The 22,274-nt window shown below is 58.7% G+C and carries 12 protein-coding genes, 3 tRNA genes and 3 rRNA genes; 12 read left to right on the top strand and 6 right to left on the bottom strand.

Features of this window, described 5'->3' with window-relative positions; all coding sequences use genetic code 11:
• Positions 1-90: 90 nt before the first annotated feature.
• Together KI236_RS06955 and KI236_RS06950 are read right to left on the bottom strand one after the other, a co-directional pair.
• Positions 91-1,440 (bottom strand): penicillin-binding transpeptidase domain-containing protein, encoded by a 1,350-nt coding sequence (locus tag KI236_RS06955; protein WP_212820490.1) that lies wholly within the window; start codon positions 1,438-1,440, stop codon positions 91-93.
• A complete protein-coding gene (locus KI236_RS06950; protein WP_212820488.1) occupies positions 1,437-3,251 on the bottom strand; it encodes an FtsW/RodA/SpoVE family cell cycle protein in 1,815 nt (604 codons plus the stop codon). The genes KI236_RS06955 and KI236_RS06950 overlap by 4 nt, the downstream gene beginning before the upstream one ends.
• Positions 3,252-3,765: 514 nt before the next feature.
• Between KI236_RS06950 and KI236_RS06945 the strand changes: the two genes are divergently transcribed.
• The 5 genes from KI236_RS06945 (at position 3,766) to rrf (ending at position 8,877) form a co-directional block, all read left to right on the top strand.
• Positions 3,766-5,296 (top strand): 16S ribosomal RNA (locus tag KI236_RS06945).
• Between the two features lie 114 nt (positions 5,297-5,410).
• Positions 5,411-5,486 (top strand) — tRNA-Ala (locus KI236_RS06940).
• 12 nt (positions 5,487-5,498) lie between these two features.
• A tRNA-Ile gene (locus KI236_RS06935) sits at positions 5,499-5,575 on the top strand.
• A 266-nt stretch (positions 5,576-5,841) separates the two neighbouring features.
• A 23S ribosomal RNA gene (locus KI236_RS06930) occupies positions 5,842-8,685 on the top strand.
• A gap of 76 nt (positions 8,686-8,761) precedes the next feature.
• Positions 8,762-8,877, top strand: a 5S ribosomal RNA gene (gene rrf / locus KI236_RS06925).
• The 16S, 23S and 5S rRNA genes sit together here with 2 tRNA genes alongside, the layout of an rRNA operon.
• 99 nt (positions 8,878-8,976) lie before the next feature.
• Here rrf and KI236_RS06920 read toward each other — a convergent pair.
• Together KI236_RS06920 and KI236_RS06915 are read right to left on the bottom strand one after the other, a co-directional pair.
• Complete coding sequence (locus tag KI236_RS06920) at positions 8,977-9,174, bottom strand: HAD family hydrolase (protein WP_212820696.1); 198 nt, start codon at positions 9,172-9,174, stop codon at positions 8,977-8,979.
• Between the two features lie 120 nt (positions 9,175-9,294).
• Entirely contained in the window at positions 9,295-10,218 is a 924-nt protein-coding gene (locus KI236_RS06915) for an AEC family transporter (RefSeq protein ID WP_212820487.1), read from the bottom strand.
• 160 nt (positions 10,219-10,378) lie between these two features.
• Between KI236_RS06915 and polA the strand changes: the two genes are divergently transcribed.
• From polA to KI236_RS06880, 7 genes are all read left to right on the top strand, one after another.
• Positions 10,379-13,024, top strand: a complete 2,646-nt coding sequence (polA, locus tag KI236_RS06910; RefSeq protein ID WP_212820485.1) for a DNA polymerase I — start codon at positions 10,379-10,381, stop codon at positions 13,022-13,024.
• Between the two features lie 4 nt (positions 13,025-13,028).
• A complete protein-coding gene (gene rimI, locus KI236_RS06905; RefSeq protein ID WP_212820484.1) occupies positions 13,029-13,490 on the top strand; it encodes a ribosomal protein S18-alanine N-acetyltransferase in 462 nt (153 codons plus the stop codon).
• Complete coding sequence (tsaD, locus tag KI236_RS06900; protein ID WP_212820483.1) at positions 13,487-14,500, top strand: tRNA (adenosine(37)-N6)-threonylcarbamoyltransferase complex transferase subunit TsaD; 1,014 nt, start codon at positions 13,487-13,489, stop codon at positions 14,498-14,500. The genes rimI and tsaD overlap by 4 nt, the downstream gene beginning before the upstream one ends.
• 174 nt (positions 14,501-14,674) lie before the next feature.
• Complete coding sequence (locus tag KI236_RS06895; protein ID WP_212820481.1) at positions 14,675-15,487, top strand: MBL fold metallo-hydrolase; 813 nt, start codon at positions 14,675-14,677, stop codon at positions 15,485-15,487.
• A gap of 18 nt (positions 15,488-15,505) precedes the next feature.
• A complete protein-coding gene (locus tag KI236_RS06890; protein ID WP_212820479.1) occupies positions 15,506-16,219 on the top strand; it encodes an ABC transporter ATP-binding protein in 714 nt (237 codons plus the stop codon).
• Positions 16,213-17,811, top strand: coding sequence for a hypothetical protein (locus tag KI236_RS06885; protein ID WP_212820478.1), 1,599 nt, complete (start codon positions 16,213-16,215; stop codon positions 17,809-17,811). Before KI236_RS06890 ends, KI236_RS06885 begins: the two co-directional genes overlap by 7 nt.
• Positions 17,812-18,366: 555 nt before the next feature.
• Positions 18,367-18,442 (top strand) — tRNA-Thr (locus KI236_RS06880).
• Positions 18,443-18,666: 224 nt separating this feature from the next.
• On the opposite strand, the gene KI236_RS06875 is transcribed toward KI236_RS06880, so the two are convergent.
• The gene (locus KI236_RS06875) at positions 18,667-20,403 is read right to left on the bottom strand and encodes a [FeFe] hydrogenase, group A (RefSeq protein WP_212820476.1); all 1,737 of its coding nucleotides are present in this window, start codon (positions 20,401-20,403) and stop codon (positions 18,667-18,669) included.
• On the bottom strand, positions 20,397-22,232 hold the full coding sequence (locus KI236_RS06870) for an NAD(P)-binding protein (protein ID WP_212820474.1): 1,836 nt from the start codon (positions 22,230-22,232) through the stop codon (positions 20,397-20,399). Before KI236_RS06870 ends, KI236_RS06875 begins: the two co-directional genes overlap by 7 nt.
• Positions 22,233-22,274 lie beyond the last annotated feature (42 nt).

Here is a 22,274-nt window from a genome sequence, read left to right as displayed (position 1 = left end):
GGGGTGCCCACGCTGGGATTACGGATTGGCACGGGCGCTTTGCGCCCTCGCAATGACACATCGCAAGAAATGCGATATAAGCCCGGGGGCTTACAATATCTCCGCGGCGGTGCGCAGGACCTGGGCGGCGGCGCTTCCGGCTACGGCGCTGCCGCCGCCGCCGTTTTCCACCAGCGCCACGAAGGCCAGGGGCAGCGTGTCACTGTCCACAAAGCCCGCAAACCAGCTGTGGGGCGCTTTGCCCTGGCCCACCTCGGCGGTGCCGGACTTGGCGCACACGGGCAAATCGTCAAAGCGGCTCTGGCCGTAGGTCTCCGTCACATTGTTGCGCAGCATTTGGGCCAGGGTGTCGCAGGTGTCCCGGGTCCAGAGCTGCATTTTTCCGGCGGAGCCGGTGGCATGGGTGAGATCGGTGCCCAGGGAGGTGACTTTTTCCAGCAGATACGGCTCCCGGGCGCTGCCCCGGCCGGCGATGGCGCCCATCATGGTCATCAGGGTGCAGGGATTCACCAGGTCCTCGTACTGGCCCACGCCGGACCAGCCCACCTCGCTGTTGGCAGTGGAGACGGCATAGGCTCCGGCGGCGGTGGCAATGCCGCTGACGGTGTGCCCCTCCAGAAGCCCGGCGGCCCGGGCGTACTGCTCCATGGTCTCACCGCCCAGCTCCACGGCCAGCTGCGCGAAAACGCAGTTGCAGGAGTTGGCCATGGCCTCGTAAAAATCCATGGTCCCGTGGACATAGGGACAGGTGATGGTATCGCCGTCGATGTCCACGCTGCCGGTGCAGCGGAAGGTGCGGTCTGTCACGCCCTCCAGCTTTTCCAGGGCGGCGGCTGCGGTGACAACCTTGAAAACAGACCCCGGGGTGAAGGTGGAGGAGAGAAAACGATTCAGGTACACACCGTCGTAGCGGCTGTCGCCGTCCGCAATTTCCGGGGGATCGGCGGGGTCGAAGGCGGGTGTGGAGACCATGCAGAGGATCTCTCCGGTCTGATAATTGTATACGCCGATGGTGCCCTTGGCACCGTCCAGGGCCTCATAGGCTGCCGTTTGCAGGCGGCTGTCCAGGGTCAGGTATACCCGCCCGCCGCCACCGTTGATGCCGGTGACCGGGTTGTAGTTCAGGAGCTGCTTTTCAAAGTTTTGCAGGGCGGAGGTGGAGATGTTCCTGGCGGTGTCGCCTACGGCGTGGAGGGTGGCCCGGCGAAGGGTGCCGTCGTCGCTGTAAGACCCGGTGGCGGCGTCGAACAAAATTTCACCGTTGCGGTCAACGATTTGACCCAAAACGGGCACGCCGTCGTCAAAGGCTCCGGCATTGCCCGGGAAGGAGGCCCAGCGGCCGGACAGGACCGCATAACGGACGCTGTAAAGGACCAGCCCCGCCAAAAACAGCAGGAGCAATATATAAATAAGGAGTGTGCGCTGCTTGACCTGTTTCATTTGCGGTCCTCCTTTCCGAAGATATCATCCACGGGGATGTCGGGCCGGTCGGCGAAGAAGCCATCCCGGGATGGGGCCTTGGGCTTGGGCACCGGGGCCTTTTTCTCCGGCGCCAGCTTCGGCGCACGCAGGGCGAAGCTGGCGTTTTGCCGGGTGTCGGCGGCCTTGAGATAAGCCATGAGCCCCCAGCAGGAGATCATGCTGGACCCGCCTATGGATACAAAGGGGAAGGTAACGCCGGTCAGCGGCAGAAGATCTACCGCTCCCAGCACATTCAGCGCCATCTGGCACACCAGCATAGCGGCGGTGGCACAGGAGAGAATGGTGTAAAAGGAGGAGCGGGCCACAGCGGCGCAGCGGAGGGTGAACACAATGGGCAGAACCATTGCGGCTACACAGCAAAGAGCCAGCAGGAAGCCGAATTCCTCGCCCACTACGCCGAATACCAGATCCGTGTTGGCCGCCCCCACATATTTGAGCCAGCCTGCCTCCGGCCCCACGCCGAACAGTCCTCCCGAGGCCATGGCGCTCATAGTGCGGGTTTGCTGGTAGCCCATGTCCTGGGCGTAGTCCCACACATGTCCCCAGGCGGCGAAGCGGTCTGCGATGTAGGGCTTAAAGCGCAGGATGATGCCGCAGCCGAAAGCCGCCGCCGCCACCATCATGGCAATGGACGGCAGATCTCCGGTGCGCAGAAAGGCGATACACAAAAAGGCCACGAAAAAGATCAGCGCCGTGCCAAAGTCGCTCATCAGCGCCAGACACCCCACACAGTAGGCGGAAAACAAAATGGTGAAAATCAGGTTTCGCTTGGCAAACAGGCGGTCCAGGGTGGCTGCGCCTACCAAAACGAAGGCGATCTTCACCAGCTCTGAGGGCTGGAAGGAGAGGGGGCCGATGGAGATCCAGTTTTTCGCACCGAAGATTCGCTCGCCCAGCACCACATTGAAGGCCAGCAGGACCCCGGCGGCAACGGCCACCGGCCACCGGGCCCGGATGGACATATGCAGGCTTCGCAGTACGCCGCTCATGAGCAGAAACAGCACCATGCCTATGACCACCGTACACACCAGCTTCAATAGGGAATCGGGGTCGTAGGCCGCCGTTACCGCCGCACCTATGCTAATGAGCAGGAACACCAGCGTCTCCAGCTCGTAGGCTGTGCGCTGGGCTGCCCGGTAGAGCCCATACAGCCCCCAGGCCAAGGCGGCCAGGGCCCCAAAGGTCAGGGCTACGGACAGGCGGTTTTCCGGCTGGGCGGTGAAGAATACCTGCAAAAACAGCAGCACCTGGAACAGGTTCAGCGTCAGCAGCGTCCCCACCGGGGAGAGGCGGCGTCGCTCTTGCTCCCGGGCCCGGCGACGGGCCACCTTAGCCTCATCCGTTTCCGTGGAGGGAAAGAAGTACAGCTCCACTCCGCCCACGGCGATGCAGTCCCCGGCTTTCACCGGTGCGCTCTCCAGCTTGCGCTCACCGTTGAGCAGGACACCGCTGCTGTGGTTCACCGGGTACACCGTCCATTGGCCCTGGTCATTTCGGCACAGAGCGGCATGACACCGGGACACCGACGGAAAGTTCACCCGCACATCGGCGCTGCGCATCCGGCCGATCATGTTTTCCCAGTGGGTCAGGTCGTACCGGGCGCCGTTGGAGAGGCTGATAAAGCCCCAGACCTCCGGCTCCTCCCTCTGGCCGAACAGGGACAGGCCGCAGCGCAGCAGCACCCACACCGCTGCCAAAAGCAGCAGCACCCGGCCCGCCCAAAGCGCCGCAGGCAGGGCGGCGCTCATGTTTGAAAGAAATGCAGCCATAAAAACCTCGCAATCACACATTAAATAGGTATCATATCCGGGCTGTCAATGAAAAAATGCGGTTTCAATACGCCGCTATCATAGCACACTTTCCGAAAAAAGGAAAGACCGGGGAGGTGACATTAGCGTAAGTGAAGACAGAAATTAAAAAAAGTAAAAATAAGGGTTGACAGGAGGGCGGAGGTGTGGTAAAGTAGCAAAGTCGTCGAGAGGCGGCGGCTGGTTAGGCCGGCAGGAGAGCGCAGAAAAAACTTGAAAAAAGTTGAAATTAGTGCTTGACATAGCTGGCATAACGCAGTATAATAACAAATGTTCCGCACGGGGCGTGTACCTTGTAAATTAAACAACGAACGAAACGAAAAGCACCAGACGGGAGCACTGAAAAGTGCGACTAAAACTTGGGAAAGCGGGGTTGAGTCAATTACCCGCGGAACTAAGTATAAAAAGTTTTTTGAAGCTATGACAAATAGCTCTGTAAAGATTTGAGCAGCTCGATAGAGTTGTTTAGATACCATTTATAGAGAGTTTGATCCTGGCTCAGGACGAACGCTGGCGGCGTGCTTAACACATGCAAGTCGAACGAGAATCTGTGGAAAGAGGATTCGTCCAATTGAAGCAGAGGACAGTGGCGGACGGGTGAGTAACGCGTGAGGAACCTGCCTTTCAGAGGGGGACAACAGTTGGAAACGACTGCTAATACCGCATGACACATTGAGGTCGCATGGCCTTAATGTCAAAGATTTATCGCTGAAAGATGGCCTCGCGTCTGATTAGCTAGTTGGTGAGGTAACGGCCCACCAAGGCGACGATCAGTAGCCGGACTGAGAGGTTGAACGGCCACATTGGGACTGAGATACGGCCCAGACTCCTACGGGAGGCAGCAGTGGGGAATATTGGGCAATGGGCGCAAGCCTGACCCAGCAACGCCGCGTGAAGGAAGAAGGCTTTCGGGTTGTAAACTTCTTTTGTCAGGGACGAGTAGAAGACGGTACCTGACGAATAAGCCACGGCTAACTACGTGCCAGCAGCCGCGGTAATACGTAGGTGGCAAGCGTTGTCCGGATTTACTGGGTGTAAAGGGCGTGTAGCCGGGAGGGCAAGTCAGATGTGAAATCCACGGGCTTAACTCGTGAACTGCATTTGAAACTGTTCTTCTTGAGTATCGGAGAGGCAATCGGAATTCCTAGTGTAGCGGTGAAATGCGTAGATATTAGGAGGAACACCAGTGGCGAAGGCGGATTGCTGGACGACAACTGACGGTGAGGCGCGAAAGCGTGGGGAGCAAACAGGATTAGATACCCTGGTAGTCCACGCTGTAAACGATGAATACTAGGTGTGCGGGGACTGACCCCCTGCGTGCCGCAGTTAACACAATAAGTATTCCACCTGGGGAGTACGATCGCAAGGTTGAAACTCAAAGGAATTGACGGGGGCCCGCACAAGCGGTGGATTATGTGGTTTAATTCGAAGCAACGCGAAGAACCTTACCAGGGCTTGACATCCTACTAACGAGATAGAGATATGTTAGGTGCCCTTCGGGGAAAGTAGAGACAGGTGGTGCATGGTTGTCGTCAGCTCGTGTCGTGAGATGTTGGGTTAAGTCCCGCAACGAGCGCAACCCCTATTGTTAGTTGCTACGCAAGAGCACTCTAGCGAGACTGCCGTTGACAAAACGGAGGAAGGTGGGGACGACGTCAAATCATCATGCCCCTTATGTCCTGGGCTACACACGTAATACAATGGCGGTTAACAGAGGGATGCAAAATCGCAAGATGGAGCGAACCCCTAAAAGCCGTCCCAGTTCAGATTGTGGGCTGCAACCCGCCCACATGAAGTCGGAATCGCTAGTAATCGCGGATCAGCATGCCGCGGTGAATACGTTCCCGGGCCTTGTACACACCGCCCGTCACACCATGAGAGTCGGGAACACCCGAAGCCCGTAGCCTAACCAATTATGGAGGGCGCGGTCGAAGGTGGGTTCGATAATTGGGGTGAAGTCGTAACAAGGTAGCCGTTCGAGAACGAGCGGCTGGATCACCTCCTTTCTAAGGAGACCTCAAGCAGGCCAAGAGCTTGACTTGTAACATCCTGGTCAGACCGTTTAAGATTTCGTTTTGTCGTTGTTTAATTTAGAGGGCACACACCCTTGAAGATAGGACGGGGATATAGCTCAGCTGGGAGAGCGCCTGCCTTGCAAGCAGGAGGTCGCCGGTTCGATCCCGACTATCTCCACCAAAAAGGAAATATGGGCCCGTAGCTCAGCTGGCTAGAGCGTACGACTGATAATCGTAAGGTCGGTGGTTCGAGCCCACTCGGGCCCACCAATCTGAGTAAGCTCGGAAATAAGTATTCAAAGAAATTGAGTACTTATTTCTGGCCTTAACAAAGGCTGGAGATTGCACCTTGAAAACTGAACAATGTATTAAAGTGATGAAAGCAAGGCAACAGAGAGGTCTTTCAAGGAGACTTGAAAGAAAGTAAGTTGATTTTAATTGTGGACAACATCTGGAAAGATGAGGGTAACAATAACAATTTTGCGTAATCTGTGATTGCCTGCATAATTCAACTATAGAGAACCATATCTCTAATAGGTCAAGCTATAAAGAGCGCAAGGGGAATGCCTTGGCATCAGGAGCCGATGAAGGACGCGACAAGCTGCGATAAGCTTCGGGGAGGAGCAAATATCCGTTGATCCGGAGATTTCCGAATGGGGAAACCCACTGGAGCAATACTCCAGTATCGTGCGTTGAATCAAATAGGCGTACGAAGGGAACGCCCTGAACTGAAACATCTAAGTAGGGGCAGGAAAAGACATCAACCGAGATTCCGCTAGTAGTGGCGAGCGAACGCGGAGGAGGCCAAACCGGAGGATTTATTCTCCGGGGTTAGGACTTGCATCACGATCAGAGGAATCTAAAAGAACGGCATGGGAAGGCCGGCCATAGAGGGTGAGAGCCCCGTATTTGAAAGAGGAAGCTGACAGCGAGTATCCAGAGTACCGCGGGACACGAGGAACCCCGTGGGAAAACGGGTGGACCACCATCCAAGCCTAAATACTACCTGATGACCGATAGAGGAGCAGTACCGTGAGGGAAAGGTGAAAAGGACCCCGGGAGGGGAGTGAAAGAGAACCTGAAACCTTGTGCTTACAAGCACTCAAAGCCCGTTAAAGGGTGATGAGGTACTTTTTGTAGAACGGTCCGGCGAGTTATAGTAACGAGCAAGGTTAAGGTATTCAGTACCGAAGCCGAAGCGAGAGCGAGTCTGAATAGGGCGTATAAAGTTCGTTGCCATAGACCCGAAACCGGGTGACCTAACCATGAGCAGGTTGAAGTGAGAGTAAAATCTCATGGAGGACCGAACGCACGTTCGTTGCAATGACCGGCGATGACTTGTGGTTAGCGGAGAAATTCCAATCGAACTCGGAGATAGCTGGTTCTCCCCGAAATAGCTTTAGGGCTAGCGTTGATTTAGATTACCGGAGGTAAAGCACTGAATGAGCTAGGGGGCGATAAGCTTACTGAACTCTATCAAACTCAGAATGCCGGCTAATTGATGATCAGCAGTCAGACAGTGTGAGATAAGTTTCATTGTCAAAAGGGAAACAGCCCAGACCTACAGCTAAGGTCCCTAATATACGCTAAGTGGAAAACGATGTGGAGTTGCGAAAACAACCAGGATGTTGGCTTAGAAGCAGCCATTCATTAAAAGAGTTCGTAATAGATCACTGGTCGAGTGACTCTGCGCGGAAAATGTAACGGGGCTAAGCGTATAACCGAAGCTTAGGATTGTTCCTAGAACAGTGGTAGGGGAGCGTCGTGTATGGGGTGAAGTCGCATCGAAAGGAGCGGTGGACTGTACACGAGTGAGAATGCCGGAATGAGTAGCGAGAATTATGTGGGAATCATAATGGCCGAAAATCTAAGGTTTCTTGGGGAAGGTTCGTCCGCCCAAGGTAAGCCGGGAGCTAAGGCGAGGCCGCAAGGCGTAGTCGATGCACATACGGTAGAAATTCCGTAGCCACCGAACCTTAAACCGGAAGGACACTTTGAGATAGCAGAACCCAGCCGTTGGTTGAGCTGGGCGTAAGGGACTGAAATATAGTAGGGAAGTCTGCGATGCTCAGAGGCGAGAAAAGCTCCGGTGTATGCTAAGGTGCCCGTACCGCAAACCGACACAGGTAGATGAGGAGAGAATCCTAAGGCCAACGGGAGAAGGGTTGTTAAGGAACTCGGCAAATTGACCCCGTAACTTCGGAAGAAGGGGAGCCTCGAAAGAGGCCGCAGTGAATAGGCCCAAGCAACTGTTTACCAAAAACACAGGTCTATGCTAAATCGAAAGATGACGTATATGGGCTGACGCCTGCCCGGTGCCGGAAGGTTAAGAGGAGATGTCAGGAGCAATCCGAAGCATTGAATTGAAGCCCCGGTAAACGGCGGCCGTAACTATAACGGTCCTAAGGTAGCGAAATTCCTTGTCAGGTAAGTTCTGACCCGCACGAATGGCGTAATGATTTGGGCACTGTCTCGACAGCCCGCCCGGCGAAATTGTAGTACTGGTGAAGATGCCAGTTACCCGCAACTAGACGGAAAGACCCCATGGAGCTTTACTGCAGTTTAATACTGGGAATCGGTAATTCATGTACAGGATAGGTGGGAGACTAGGAAGCCGGGGCGTCAGCTTCGGTGGAGTCACCGGTGGGATACCACTCTTGGATTGCTGGTTTCCTAACCTGCGGCCCTGAATCGGGTCGGGGGACACTGTTAGACGGGCAGTTTGACTGGGGCGGTCGCCTCCAAAAGAGTAACGGAGGCGCTCAAAGGTTCGTTCAGCACGGACGGAAATCGTGCATTGAGTGTAAACGCATAAACGAGCCTAACTGCGAGACCGACGGGTCGAGCAGTAACGAAAGTTGGAGTTAGTGATCCGGTGGTATGTGAGTGGAAATGCCATCGCTCAACGGATAAAAGCTACCCTGGGGGATAACAGGCTGATCTCCCCCAAGCGTCCACAGCGACGGGGAGGTTTGGCACCTCGATGTCGGCTCGTCGCATCCTGGGGGCTGTATTCGGTCCCAAGGGTTTGGCTGTTCGCCAATTAAAGCGGCACGCGAGCTGGGTTCAGAACGTCGTGAGACAGTTCGGTCCCTATCTGTTGCGGGCGTAAGAGATTTGAAGGGAGCTGTCCTTAGTACGAGAGGACCGGGATGGACATACCTCTGGTGCACCAGTTGTCCTGCCAAGGGCATAGCTGGGTAGCTATGTATGGACGAGATAAACGCTGAAAGCATCTAAGCGTGAAACTCCCCCTAAGATGAGATCTCTCATCCTTTATGGAGTAAGGGCCCAGAAAGACGATCTGGTTGATAGGCCGGAGGTGGAAGTGCAGTAATGTACGCAGCTGACCGGTACTAATAGCCCGAGGGCTTGACCTACAATTTATGCAGGCAATAAGCCTTCCTGATTCTCGATAATACATTGTTCGGTTTTGAAGGTGCAATAAACTTCATAGTTGGTGCTGATTAGGGCGAGGGTCCACCCGTTCCCATCCCGAACACGGAAGTTAAGCTCGCTTCTGCCCACGATACTTGGCTGGAGACGGCCCGGAAAAATAGGTAGCGCCAACACAGAGAAGGCACCCAACAGGGTGTCTTTTCTTTTTCCTATAAAGAGCAGGACGGCGGGCCCGCAGGTCTGCCGTCCTTCCCATATAAATATGACTGCACTTACGCCTCCACCAATTCTGTGAAGCTGTGTATATACCTGTCACAGAGCTTACGCATTTCGACTTCTGATACATCAAAATACGGATCGTACACGCCGATTGCGTGCATACCGGCAGCTTTGGCGCCCCGACAGGCGTCCAGGGAATCATCGAATAGTTCCGGCTTCACACCGCACTCCTTTGCCGCCAGAAGAAAAATATCCGGGTCCTTTGAACTCTCATGTTATATACCGTAATAATGAAATGCAATTAAACAGCCCTGCGACATTATCAGTCGCAGGGCTGTTTTTGACAGAAATTAAATTGGAAACAAATTTTATCACAAAAACGCCACCGCCAGGCCGACCATCACCGGCATGGTCAGGGCACTGAGCAGAGTCTCCAGGGCCACCAGGCTGGAGGCCAGGGACTTGTCCCCCTCATAGCGGGTGGCAAAGATGCTCAGCAGGGCAGCGCAGGGAGCTGCCGCCGCGCACAGCACGGCCACGGAAACCGCATGATCGGCGTGAAGCGACAGACACAGGCCCAGGGACATTAGCGGCATGGCAATGAGCCGCAGGAAGATGGCCACCCAAATGTCCCGCCCCCGGAGGGCCGAGAGGAGCTTGGCCTGGGAAAGCTGGTAGCCTACAATGACCATAGGCAGGGGCGTATTCAGCTGGGCCAGATAGTTTACAGGGGCCAGGATCACCTCGGGCAGGGAGATGCTGCCGAAGTACAGTACCATAGCCACCACTACGCTGATGACGCCGGGATTGAGCAAAAGGGTCTTGGCCGATGCCTTTACCCGACCCCCGGACATCTGCATCAGGCCATAGGTCCAGGAGCAGACCGTGAACACGGTGACATAGGCGGAGCCGTAGAAAATACCGATGGTGCCCAGGAGAGCCGTCTGCAAGGGGTAGCCCATAAAGCCGCTGTTGGAGAGAACTACGCTGAAGCGCAGGGCGGCGGCCCGTTCGGTTTTCTTCCGCAGGAAAAGCTGGGCTACGGTGATGCTCAGCAGATGGATCAGCAGCGACAGCAAAAGAGCCATGCAAAAATTATGAAACACATCCTTTTCAAAGCTGCGCTGAAAGGCCACCACCATCATGCACGGGGACACCACATACATCACCAGCTGGCTGGCATCCCGGCTAAACTTGTCGCCGATCATTTTCGCCTTGCCCAGCACGAAACCGACGCCGGACAGTATGAATAATATGAGAACCTGCTCGCCCACAGTCCAAATTGATTCCAGCAAAAAAAGCCCTCCCTTCGAGCCAACAAGAGAAAGTGTAACACAAAACGGCCCGGTGTCAAGAGTTTTAGTTGTTTTAAGCGGGAAAATGGCGTATAATTGAGACTGTCGAGAAAACGGCACATGATTACGGTACATGGATTTTTTCACGGAGGGCTTTCCCATGAAGCTGATGGTTATTGACGGAAACAGCATCATCAACCGTTCCTTTTACGGCATCCGGCCTCTGAGTACCCGGGACGGGCTTTTTACCCATGCGGTGTACGGCTTTGTGACCACGATGCAGCGCCTGCTGGACGAGGAACAGCCGGAGGCCCTGTGTGTGACCTTTGACCGCCGGGAGCCTACCTTTCGCCATACGGCGGACGAGAATTACAAGGCCACCCGCCGGGCCATGCCCGAGGAGCTGGCCATGCAGATACCGGTGCTGAAGCAGGTGCTGGACGCCATGGATATTCCCCGCTATGAGCTGGTGGGCTGGGAGGCGGATGATCTGATCGGCACCATCAGCCGCAAGTGTGAGAGGGCAGGCTGGGACTGCGTGGCTGTTACCGGAGATAAGGACAGCCTGCAGCTGATTACCGACCACACCAAGGTGAAGCTGGTGTCTACCCGCATGGGGCAGACCACCACCAAGGACATGACCCCCGAGACCTTTCGGGAGGCCTACGGCTTCGACCCCATCCACATGATCGACCTGAAGGCCCTGATGGGCGACACCTCGGACAATATCCCGGGGGTCCCCGGCGTGGGCGAGAAAACCGCTATGGCTCTGGTACAGGCGTATGGCTCCATCGACGAGATTTATCGCCGCCTGCCGGATATAAACGCCAAGCCCGCCGCCATCCGCAAGCTGACCGAGGGGGAGGAGAGCGCCCGCCACAGCTACTGGCTGGCCACCATCGTCACCGATGTGCCCCTGGATTTCACCCCGGAGGACAACCTGCGCCGGCCCTTTAAGCCGGAGCTTTATGACCTGTTTTTGAAGCTGGAGTTTTCCAAGCTCATTGAAAAGTACGGCCTGAAGCGGACCGTGCAGCGGGAGGAAAAGCCGGACTGCACCGCCACGGCGGAGATCGTAACGAAGCAGACCCGGGCTGAGGAGCTGCTGCAGCTATGGCGGCAGGCGAAAGCTGTCACGGTGTACGGATTGGGAGACCTGTCGGCCCTGGTAGTGCAGTGTGAGACGGAAGGGGACACCTGCCTGGCGGCGGAGCTGTACGCCGACCGCTACGGCGGCGACTGGCACGCTTTGCTCAAGGCTCTGTTCTCTGCCGACATCCGCAAGGTGGGCCACAATATAAAGGATTTGATGGGGGCGGCCCTGGTACAGGCGCTGCCTACGGAGGGCTTCGTGTTCGACACGGCGCTGGCTGCGTACCTGGCGGACGCCACTGCCGGGAGCTACGACCTCCCGCGCCTGTTCGTTACCTATTTTAATGAGGAGCTGCCCGGACCCGCCCATTTGGAGCCGGACGCCTTCGCGCCCCTGGGGGATCGGGCTGCCGCCCAGGCGGCCCTGCTCAGCTACACCGCAGCGGTGGCGGCGTTGCATCCGGTGCTGGAAAAGAGACTGCGGGAGATGGACATGACGGAGCTCTACGAGACCGTGGAGCTGCCCCTGTGCGCCGTGCTGGCCCGGATGGAGCGCCGGGGCTTTTTGGTGGACGGCAAGGCCCTGGCGGCTTTTGGCCGGGACATGGCCGGGAAGATAACGGACCTGGAGCAGCGCATCTATGACCAGGCCGGGGAGACCTTCAACATCAACTCCCCCAAGCAGCTGGGCACGGTGCTGTTTGAAAAAATGCAGCTGCCCCATGGGAAAAAGACCAAAACCGGCTGGTCCACCAACGCCGATGTGCTGGAAAAGCTCCGCTGGCAGGCGCCCATTGTGGCCGATGTCCTGCAGTACCGCCAGTATGCCAAGCTGAAAAGCACCTATGCCGACGGCCTGCTGAAGGTCATCGAGCCCGATGGCCGCATCCGTACCAGCTTCCAAATGACGGTGACGGCCACAGGCCGCCTCTCCTCCACGGAGCCGAATCTGCAGAATATCCCCACCCGCACCGAGGTGGGCAGCCGCATTCGGGGTATGTTCGTGGCTGCCCCGGGCCATGTGCTGGTGGATGCGGACTACTCCCAGGTGGAGCTGCGGCTCCTGGCCCACATTTCCGGGGACGAGGCCATGCAGCAGGCGTTCCTGTCCGGCCAGGATTTCCACACCCTTACGGCGGCCAAGGTGTTCCATGTGGCCCCGGAGGAGGTAACGAGCCGGATGCGCTCCTCGGCCAAGGCGGTGAACTTCGGCATTGTGTACGGCATCTCCGCCTTTTCCCTGGCCCAGGACATCGGCGTGTCCGTGGCCGAGGCCAAGGAGTATATGGAGCGGTATTTTGACACCTACCGGGGCGTGAAGCGCTATATGGAGCAGGTGGTGGAGACGGCCCGGGAAAAGGGCTATGTAGAGACCCTCATGCATCGGCGTCGGGCGCTGCCGGAGCTGAAAAGCTCCAATTTCAACATGCGCTCCTTTGGGGAGCGGGTGGCCCTGAATATGCCCATCCAGGGCACGGCGGCGGATATTATGAAGCTGGCTATGGTGCGGGTGGAGCAGCGCCTGCAGGCGGAGGGCCTGGCGGCGAAGCTCATCATGCAGGTCCACGATGAGCTGATCGTGGAGTGCCCGGAGGGAGAAAAGGAGGCCGTGGAGCGGCTGCTGGAGGAGGAAATGAGCGGCGTGGTGCACCTGTCCGTGCCCCTGCCCGCCCAGGCACACAGCGGCAAAACCTGGCTGGAAGCGAAAGGATAAAGAGATGAACATAAAGATCGTACCCATGCATGCAGACCATTTGGAGGAGCTGGAAAAGCTGGAGAGGCTCTGTTTTTCCCGGCCCTGGAGCCGCAAAATGCTGGCGGAGGAGCTGGAAAATCAGTGCGCCGCTTTTTTGGTTGCCCAGGACGGAGACACCGGCAAGGTGGTGGGCTATGCGGGGCTTTTGGTGGTGGCCGACGAGGGCTATATCACCAATGTGGCGGTGTTCCCGGAGTATCGCCGCCGGGGTGTGGCGGCGCAGCTTCTGTCCGTTTTTGAAAACTTCGCCCGGGGCAATCGACTGGCCTTCCTCACCCTGGAGGTGCGCCCCTCCAACACCGCGGCCATTGCCCTCTATGAGAGCTTCGGCTTCCGGCAGGCGGGCCGGCGGAAGAACTACTATGATTTGCCCAAGGAGGACGCGCTGATCCTTACAAAAACCTACGGGGAGGCGGAAGCATGAATATCCTGGCCTTTGAATCCTCCTGCGACGAGACCGCCGTGGCGGTGGTACGGGATGGGCGCACAGTGCTCTCCGATGCCATCCTCTCCCAGGCGGATATGCACGCCCTCTATGGCGGTGTGGTGCCGGAGATTGCCTCCCGCAAGCATGTGGAGGCCATTTCCGGCCTGACGGATCGGGCCCTCTCCGACGCGGGCCTGACGAAAAAGGACATTGACGCGGTGGCCGTGACCTACGCCCCGGGCCTTATCGGCGCGGTGCTGGTGGCGGTGAGCTTTGCCAAGAGCGTGGCTTACAGCCTGGGCGTGCCCCTGATCCCGGTACACCATATCCGGGGCCATATCGCCGCCAATTACCTGGCCTTTCCGGAGCTGAAGCCGCCCTTTTTGGCCCTGGCCATCTCCGGGGGCAACACCCTTATCGTGGATGTGAAGGACTACACGGATATGGAAATTCTCGGGGCCACCCGGGACGACGCCGCCGGTGAGTGCTTCGACAAGGCGGCCCGGGTCCTGGGCCTGCCCTATCCCGGCGGCAAGCCCATGGACGAGCTGGCACAGCAGTCTCCGGGAGGCGTTTACCACCTGCCCCGGGCTCATGTGGACGGGGCGGACCTGGACATGAGCTTTTCCGGCCTCAAAACCGCCGTGGTGAACCTGGCCCACAACGCCCAGCAAAAGGGCGAGACCCTGGACCGGGCGGCCTTGGCCCGAGACTTTGCCCGGGCCGTCAGCGACGAGCTGGTGCCCCGGACCATGGAGGCCGCCCGCCGCAGCGGACGCAGGACCATCGTGGCCGCCGGAGGTGTGGCCGCCAACTCCGTCATCCGGGCCGATCTGCAGGCCGCCTGCGAGGAGGCGGGCTGCACGCTGTTCGTGCCGCCTTTGGCCCTTTGCGGCGATAACGGTGCCATGATCGGCGCCCAGGGCTACTACGAGTATCTGGCCGGCCGCCGGGGGGGCCTTTCCCTGAATGCCTATGCCACGATGGATCTGAATGAGCAGGAATGAGCGTTGCGGCGCCGCCCAGACAGGCGGCGCCGTTTTATATCCGCAAGGGGAAAAGATAGGAAAGTGCATATTGACAGCAGCCGGGTAGAATAGTGTATAATAAAACCGAAAAAACAATTTTACAAGCGCATTGCACCTGAAATTGTTCCTGAAGCGGCGTAAAGGAGGAGTACCATGCGTGCGACTGTGGTGGTAGACAACCGAAAGAGCGATGCCCTGCCGGGGGAGTGGGGCCTGTGCATTTACATTGAATATGGGGAGCGAAAGCTCCTTCTGGACACCGGGGCCTCGGAGCTGTTCGCGGAGAACGCAGAGAAGCTGGGCCTGGACCTATCCGCCGTGGATGCGGCGGTGCTGTCCCATGCCCATTACGACCACGGAAACGGCATGGAGGCCTTCTTCCGCCGCAACGACCACGCCCCCTTCTATGTGGGACCTACCTGCGCCGCCAACTGCTACGCAGGGCGCTGGCTCTTCCGCCGCTATATCGGCATCCCGCCCACGGTGCTGTCGGACTATTCCCGGCGCATCCGCTATGTCCGGGAAAAAACGGAGATTTTTCCCGGAGTCACCCTCCTGCCCCACTCCACCCCGGGCCTTCAGCAGGCGGGCCGGCGGGAGCATATGTTCCGGCGTGTGGGAGGCCGGTGGCAGCCGGACGATTTTTCCCACGAGCAGAGCCTGGTGCTGGAGACGGAGGAGGGTCTGGTTATTTTCAATAGCTGCTCCCACGCCGGAGCGGACAACATCATAAACGAGGTGGCGGCGGCCTTCCCGGGCAAAACCGTCCGGGCCATGATCGGCGGCTTCCACCTGTATAATAAGTCGGAGGCGGAGGTCAAGACCCTGGCCCAAAAGCTGGAGGCCACCGGTGTAGCCTATATCTGCACCGGTCACTGCACCGGCCCGGAGGCCTATGAGCTCCTGGCCCGTACCCTGGGCCGGCGCCTGCACCCGCTGCAGGTGGGCCTTACCATGGAATTTTAAGAGACGGAGGAGAAAGCTATGCTGAAAATTGAGCATCTTACCAAGCTCTACGGCGAGAAAAAGGCCGTGGATGACCTGAGCCTGCACATCCGGGCCGGGGAGATCTACGGCTTCATCGGCCACAACGGTGCGGGCAAGACCACCACGCTGAAGGCGGCGGTGGGCATCCTGGAGTTTGACCGGGGGGATATTTTCGTGGACGGCAAGTCCATCCGCCAAGAGCCCTTGGCCTGCAAAAGGGAGATGGCCTACATCCCCGATAATCCCGACCTGTACGAGTACATGACGGGCATTAAGTACCTGCATTTCATCGCCGACATCTACGGCGTGGATGCCCAGACCCGCCGAGAGCGCATTCATAAGTATGCAGACCTCTTCGCCCTGACGGACGACCTGGGCCAGGCCATCGCCGCCTATTCCCACGGCATGAAGCAGAAGCTGGCCATCATCGCCGCCTGGATCCACCAGCCCCGGCTCATTCTCATGGATGAGCCCTTCGTGGGCCTGGACCCCAAGGCCGCCCACATTCTCAAGGGCATGATGCGGGAGCTGTGTGAGAGCGGCGGCGCCATCTTCTTCTCCACCCATGTGCTGGAGGTAGCGGAAAAGCTCTGCGACAAGGTGGCCATCATCAAGGGCGGCAGGCTCATCCGCTCCGGCACCATGGAGGAGGTAAAGGGAGACGATTCCCTGGAGGAGGTTTTCCTGGAGCTGGAGGAGGAAACATGCTGAAGATTTTGGTAAAAAAGCAGCTGGGGGAGATCTTCCGCAGCTATACCTACGACGCCAAGAAGAACCGGGCCCGGTCTAAGGCCGCCACCGTGGGCTTTTTCGTGTTTTTTGCGGTGATCATGGTGGGTATGCTGGGCGGCCTGTTCACCGTCTTATCCCTGCAGCTGTGTGCCCCCCTGGCCGATGCGGGCCTTGCCTGGTTCTACTTTACCATCATGACCCTGCTGGCGGCCTTTTTGGGCATCTTCGGCAGCGTGTTCAACACCTACTCCACCCTCTACATGGCCAAGGATAACGATCTGCTTCTCTCCATGCCCATCCCCGTGCGCACCGTCATGGCCGCCCGGCTGGTGAGCGTCTACCTCATGGGCCTTATGTATTCCGGGGTGGTGCTGCTCCCGGCTATCATCGTGTACTGGGTGGTGGCGGGCATCACGGCTCCTGTGGTGGTGGGGTGCCTTATCCAGCTGCTTCTGCTGTCCGTTTTCGTGCTGACCCTCTCCTGTGTCCTGGGCTGGGTGGTGGCGAAGATCAGTCAGAAGCTGAAAAATAAGAGCTTCATCACCATGCTGGTGTCTTTGGCGTTCATCGGCGCGTACTACTTCTTCTATGCCAAGGCCGGGGATCTGCTCCGGGAGCTGCTGGCCAACGCCGCCCTCTATGGCGACACCATCCGCAGCGGGGCATACCCCCTGTACCTGGTGGGCCGGGTGGCTGTGGGCGACGCCGGGGCCATAGCCATAGTGGCGGCGGCGACCCTGGGCCTATTTGCCCTGGTGTGGTATCTTATAGCCCGAAGCTTTCTGCGCCTGGCCACCTCCACCGGGGCCGTGGCCAAGGTGGTGTACCGGGAAAGAGCCGTGGGCCTGCATAGCCCCGACCGGGCCCTGCTGAGCCGGGAGCTGCGCCGGTTTACCGCCAGCGCCAACTATATGCTCAACTGCGGCATGGGCATCCTGGGCATGGTCGTAGCCGCTGTGGCCCTTATATGGAAGGGCCGGGACTTCCTGGGAGCTGTGTCCCTGGTGCTTCCCGTGGACACGGAGACGGTGTCGGTGCTGCTGTGCGCGGCGGTGTGCGCCCTCATCAGCATGAACGATATGGCCGCCCCCTCCGTGTCTCTGGAGGGCAAAAGCCTGTGGCTGGCCCAGTCTCTGCCGGTGACGGCCTGGCAGGTCCTCCGGGCCAAGCTCCGCATGCACCTGCTACTTACGGCGGTGCCCGGGGCGGTGCTGGGGGTGTGCCTGGTGGCCGTGTGCGATTTTCCGGCGGCGCAAATGGCAGCGGTGCTGGCCCTGGCGGCGGTGTTCCTGGTGTTCTCCGCCCTGCTGAACCTGTTTTTGGGCCTGAAAATGCCCAATCTCCACTGGACCAGCGAGATCACCCCCATCAAGCAGGGCGGGGCGGTGGCCATCGCCCTGCTGGGCGGCTGGGCCTATGCGGCGGCGATGGCGGCCCTGTATTTTCTGGTGGGCCGGCACATGGGCTTTGCGGCATACATGGCGGCCTTCCTTGCCCTGACGCTGGCTGCCGCCGTGCTGCTGTATATTTGGGTGAGAAAAAAGGGCTGCGCCATCTTCGCCTCCCTGTGAAAAAGGGAAGCCGGGACGCCGTCTGCCCCGGTTTGGGAAAATAAATGCCCACAAAAATCAGCAAAGGGAGAAGCCGATATCCGGCTTCTCCTTTTTTCTGTCAAGGGGAAAATGATAGAAAAATAAGGCCCTGTCAGTTCTTGGAAGAAAAAAGAATTATGTAAATTCAAATTATGCCAAAAATGAAAGCTGCTCCGGTGCTTAAAAGGGGAAGATAGCGAAAAAGATGCTGAAATATAAGGAATCATGTATGTGGAAAACTATGTGGATAATGTGGATAACAAATCGTAGAATATGAATTGCAAAGGTATTATGTAAATCGACCGAAAAAAGAACGAAGCCCCTTTTCCGGCGAAAAACAGAGGTAAACGGGGGCTTTCAGCCCCGTGATTTTGACGAAAACCGTCGAGAAAAAAAGAGTAAAACCATACGGGCCCGGGAAATGCATCAAAAGGAAGCCCGGGAATACAGACTGTATTTCCCGCCGTCCCCGGAAAAATGAGAGTTGACGCGGGAAGAAAAAGATGCTATAATAATCCCTGCTTGAAAAGCGATGCTTGTGTGGCTCAGTTGGTAGAGCAGCTCACTCGTAATGAGCAGGTCGCCGGTTCGAGTCCGGCCACAAGCTCCAAAAAACCAGGTCCAAGGACCTGGTTTTTTTCATTCTGCCCACGAGCGTATAAAGCCCGGCAGACTTTTTTGAAAGTCTGCCGGGCTTTGGCAGTTATTGTGCCTGTCATTTTGAAGCCCGCGCCCGGGCTTTGCAATCCGGTTCTCCTCTTGGACTTTAGAGATAAAAGAACGGATTCCCACGCTTGCTGCGCTCCCTCGGAATGACAAAGAGAGGTTTTTCTATTACTTTTCTGACGGCATCTTCCACCCGTTGTGATCCGTGTGCAGCAGGTGGTGGGCCCGGGGGCTCATGGGTGAGCCCAGGTAATCCCGATACAGGGCCGCCACATCCGGATTCTCGTGGGAGAAGCGCACAGGCTCCGCCTTGTCCAGGGCCCACAGCACATTGCCCCGGCTCTCCGCCAGCTCCATGTTGTCGTGGATGGGCTGTCCGCCGCCGCCTGCGCAGCCGCCAGGACAGGCCATCACCTCCACGAAGTCGTAGGACACCTCGCCCTTTTCCAGGGCCCGCATGAGGTGGCGGGTGTTGGCCAGACCGCTGACCACCGCAATGCGCACCGTGCCGGCCCCGGGAATGGTAAACCGGGCCTCCTTCCAGCCGTCCATACCCCGAACAGCGCTGAAGGCATCCGGGTCGGGGTTGCTGCCGGTGATCATGTGGTAGGCTGTGCGCAGCGCCGCGTCCATCACGCCGCCGGTGGAGCCGAAAATCACCGCTGCGCCGGTGCCGGTACCCAGGGGACTGTCAAAAGGCGTCTCCGTCAGGGTGGCGGGCAGGATCTGCTCGCCCCGGAACATACGCACCATCTCCCGGGTGGTCAGCACCACATCCACATCCGCATCGCCGCAGGCGTCGGTCATGGTGGGCTGGGCGCACTCACTCTTTTTGGCGATGCAGGGCATCACCGACACCACGAAAATATCGTGGGGATCTACCCCGATCTTTTCGGCAAAATAGCTCTTGGCCACTGCGCCAAACATCTGCTGGGGGCTCTTGGCGGTGGAGAGGTTGCCCACGAACCGGGGGAACTGGCTCTTTACAAACCGCACCCATCCCGGGCAGCAGGAGGTGAACATGGGCCAGGTATAGCGGTCCCGGTGGGTGAAGCGGTGGATGAACTCGCTGCCCTCCTCCATAATGGTCAGGTCGGCGGCAAAGTCCGTGTCAAACACATAGTCAAAGCCGATCTGCTTCAGGGCCGTGACCATCCGCTGTGCCGTAGCGAACTTGGGGTCTAAGTGGTAGTATTCCGCCCAGGCGGCCCGGACAGCCGGGGCGATCTGCACCACGGTGATCTTCTTGGGGTCGGCCAGGGCGTCAAAGACCTTGCCCGTGTCGTCCCGCTCCTGCAGGGCGCCCACAGGGCAGTGGGTCACGCACTGGCCGCAGAAGGTGCAGTCGGAGTCGCCCAAGGATCGGACATTGGCCACGCCGATGGTGGTGCGGGAGCCGGTGCCCATGAGATCCCAGATGTTCATGCTCTGTACCTTGTCGCACACCTGCACGCAGCGCATACACCGCACGCAGCGGTTTTCAATGCGTACCACGGGGTTGGAAAAATCGTCCTGGGTCTGCTTCAGATCCTTGATGTAGTGCTCACCCAGGAGGTTGTAGTCGTTGGTGAGGGTCTGCAGCTTGCAGTTACCGCTGCGGGTACACTTGGTGCAGCGAATGTCGTGCTGGCTCAAGAGCAGCCGCAGGTTCACCCGCCGGGCTTCCCGGGCCCGGGGGGAATTGGTGTGGATGACCATGCCCTCGGCCACCACATTGTCGCAGGAGGGGATCAGCCGGGGGAAGCCCTCGATCTCCACCATGCACAGCCGGCAGGCGGCGATCTCGTTGATCCCCTTGAGATAGCACAGGGTGGGGATGGCGATGTTCACAGAGCGGGCAGCCTCCAGAATGGTGGTGCCCTCCGGCACGGAGACCGGCTTTTTATCGATTGTAAGATTTACCATTTTTCCACACGCCCTCCTTTGAAAATACCGTAGCCGAAGTGGTCGCACCGCAGGCAGCGGGAGGCCTCGGTGACGGCGCCCTCCTGGGTCAGGCCGCACTCAATATCCTCAAAGTCGCACCTGCGCTGGCCGGCCTCCCGCTCGGTGGTGTTGATGCGTCCGTGGGGGGCGCGGTTATTGAGTTTGGGACTGGGAATCTCCACATCCACGGTGATCTCGTGGCGGTAGCCCAGATGCTCGTCGATATTGGCGGCAGCCACCTTTCCGGCGGCAATGGCCCGAATGGCCGTGGCGGGGCCGGTGACGCAGTCGCCTCCGGCGAACACATTGTCCATGTCGCCCACCTGGCCGGAGAGCCCGGCCACAAAGGTGCCCCGCTTAATGGGCACGCCTGCCGCGTCAAAGCCGCTGATCTCAATGCCCTGGCCGATGGCCACCACGATGATGTCCGCCTCCAGGCGCACCTCCGGCAGGTCGGCGTTGCCGGGCCGGGGACGGCCCGCCTTGTCCACCTCGCCGATGATCTGAGGCTGGACCCACAGGGCCTTGGCCACGCCCTCCTCGTCCGCCTCGATGCGCACCGGCGCAGCCAGGGTCATGATTTCGGCGCCCTCGGCCATAGCTCCGGTGACCTCGTCGGGCAGGGCTGTCATGTCCTCAACCCGGCGTCGATACACGCAGGTGACCTTCTCCGCCCCCAGGCGAATGGAACTGCGGGTCACATCCATGGCCACATTGCCGCCGCCGATGACCACTACCTTCTTGCCGGAGAAGTCGGGCATGATGTCGTCACCGATGTCCCGGAGCATCTCCACGGCGGACATAACATTTATGCTGTCCTCGCCGGGAATGCCGGTTTTTTTGTCCTGGTGGGCGCCGATGGCGATGTACAGGCAGTCATATTCTTTTTGCAGGTCCTCGATCCAGATGTCCTTGCCCACGGTGACGCCGGTATGCACCTCGATGCCCAGAGACAGGATGGACTCGATCTCTGCGTTCAGCAGATGTCGGGGGAAACGGTAGTTGGGGATGCCGTAGCGGAGCATACCGCCCAGCTGCTTGGCCTCCTCATACACGGTGACCTTGTGGCCCATAAGGGTCAGGTAGTAGGCGCAGCTGAGGCCGCTGGGGCCGCCGCCCACAATGGCGACCTTCTTGCCGGTGGCCGGGGCGCACTCCGGCTGGGGCACCTCCCCAGCGTGGTCTACGGCGTAGCGCTTGAGACCCCGGATGTTGATGGCGTCGTCGATCATGTTCCGGCGGCACCGAGCCTCGCAGGGATGCTCGCAGATGTAGGCGCAGGCGGTGGGGAAGGGGTTGTCCTTGCGGATCAGCCGCACCGCGTCGGCGCAGCGGCCCTCGCCCACCAGGGCCATGTAGCCGGGAATATCCACCCCTGCCGGGCACAGGGCCACGCAGGGCACCGGGTATTTCAGCCCCGCCAGGCACCGCTGGTGCAGAATGTGCTCCTCGTAGTCGTCCCGGAAGCCCTCCAAGCCGTCTACCACCAGCCGGGCAGCGTCCCGTCCGATGGCGCAGTCGGCGGTGTTTACGATGGTGCGCGCCGTTTTTTCAATGGTAACCAGGGTGCTCATGGTGGCGGTGCCGGAAAGCACCTGCTCCAGGAGCAGGGAAAGCTGTCCCAAGCCAATGCGGCAGGGCACGCACTTGCCGCAGCTCTGGGCATGGCACAGGCGCAGGAAGCTCAGCGCCATATCCACAGGGCACAGGCCCGGGGGGCTGGCGGCAATGCGCCGCTCCATATCACGGTAAAGATTTTCTACCACAGTTTCAGCCCGGCTGGGCGACTTGATATCCAATCTGCTCATACCGAATCATCTCCTTCTTGCATTCTCTTCCTTGTGTTTTCC

Source organism: Vescimonas fastidiosa (genome assembly GCF_018326305.1).
GTDB classification, from domain to species: Bacteria; Bacillota; Clostridia; order Oscillospirales; family Oscillospiraceae; genus Vescimonas; species Vescimonas fastidiosa.
The sequence above is the reverse complement of the archived record's forward strand: the minus strand, read 5'-3'. Positions and strand labels throughout refer to the sequence as shown.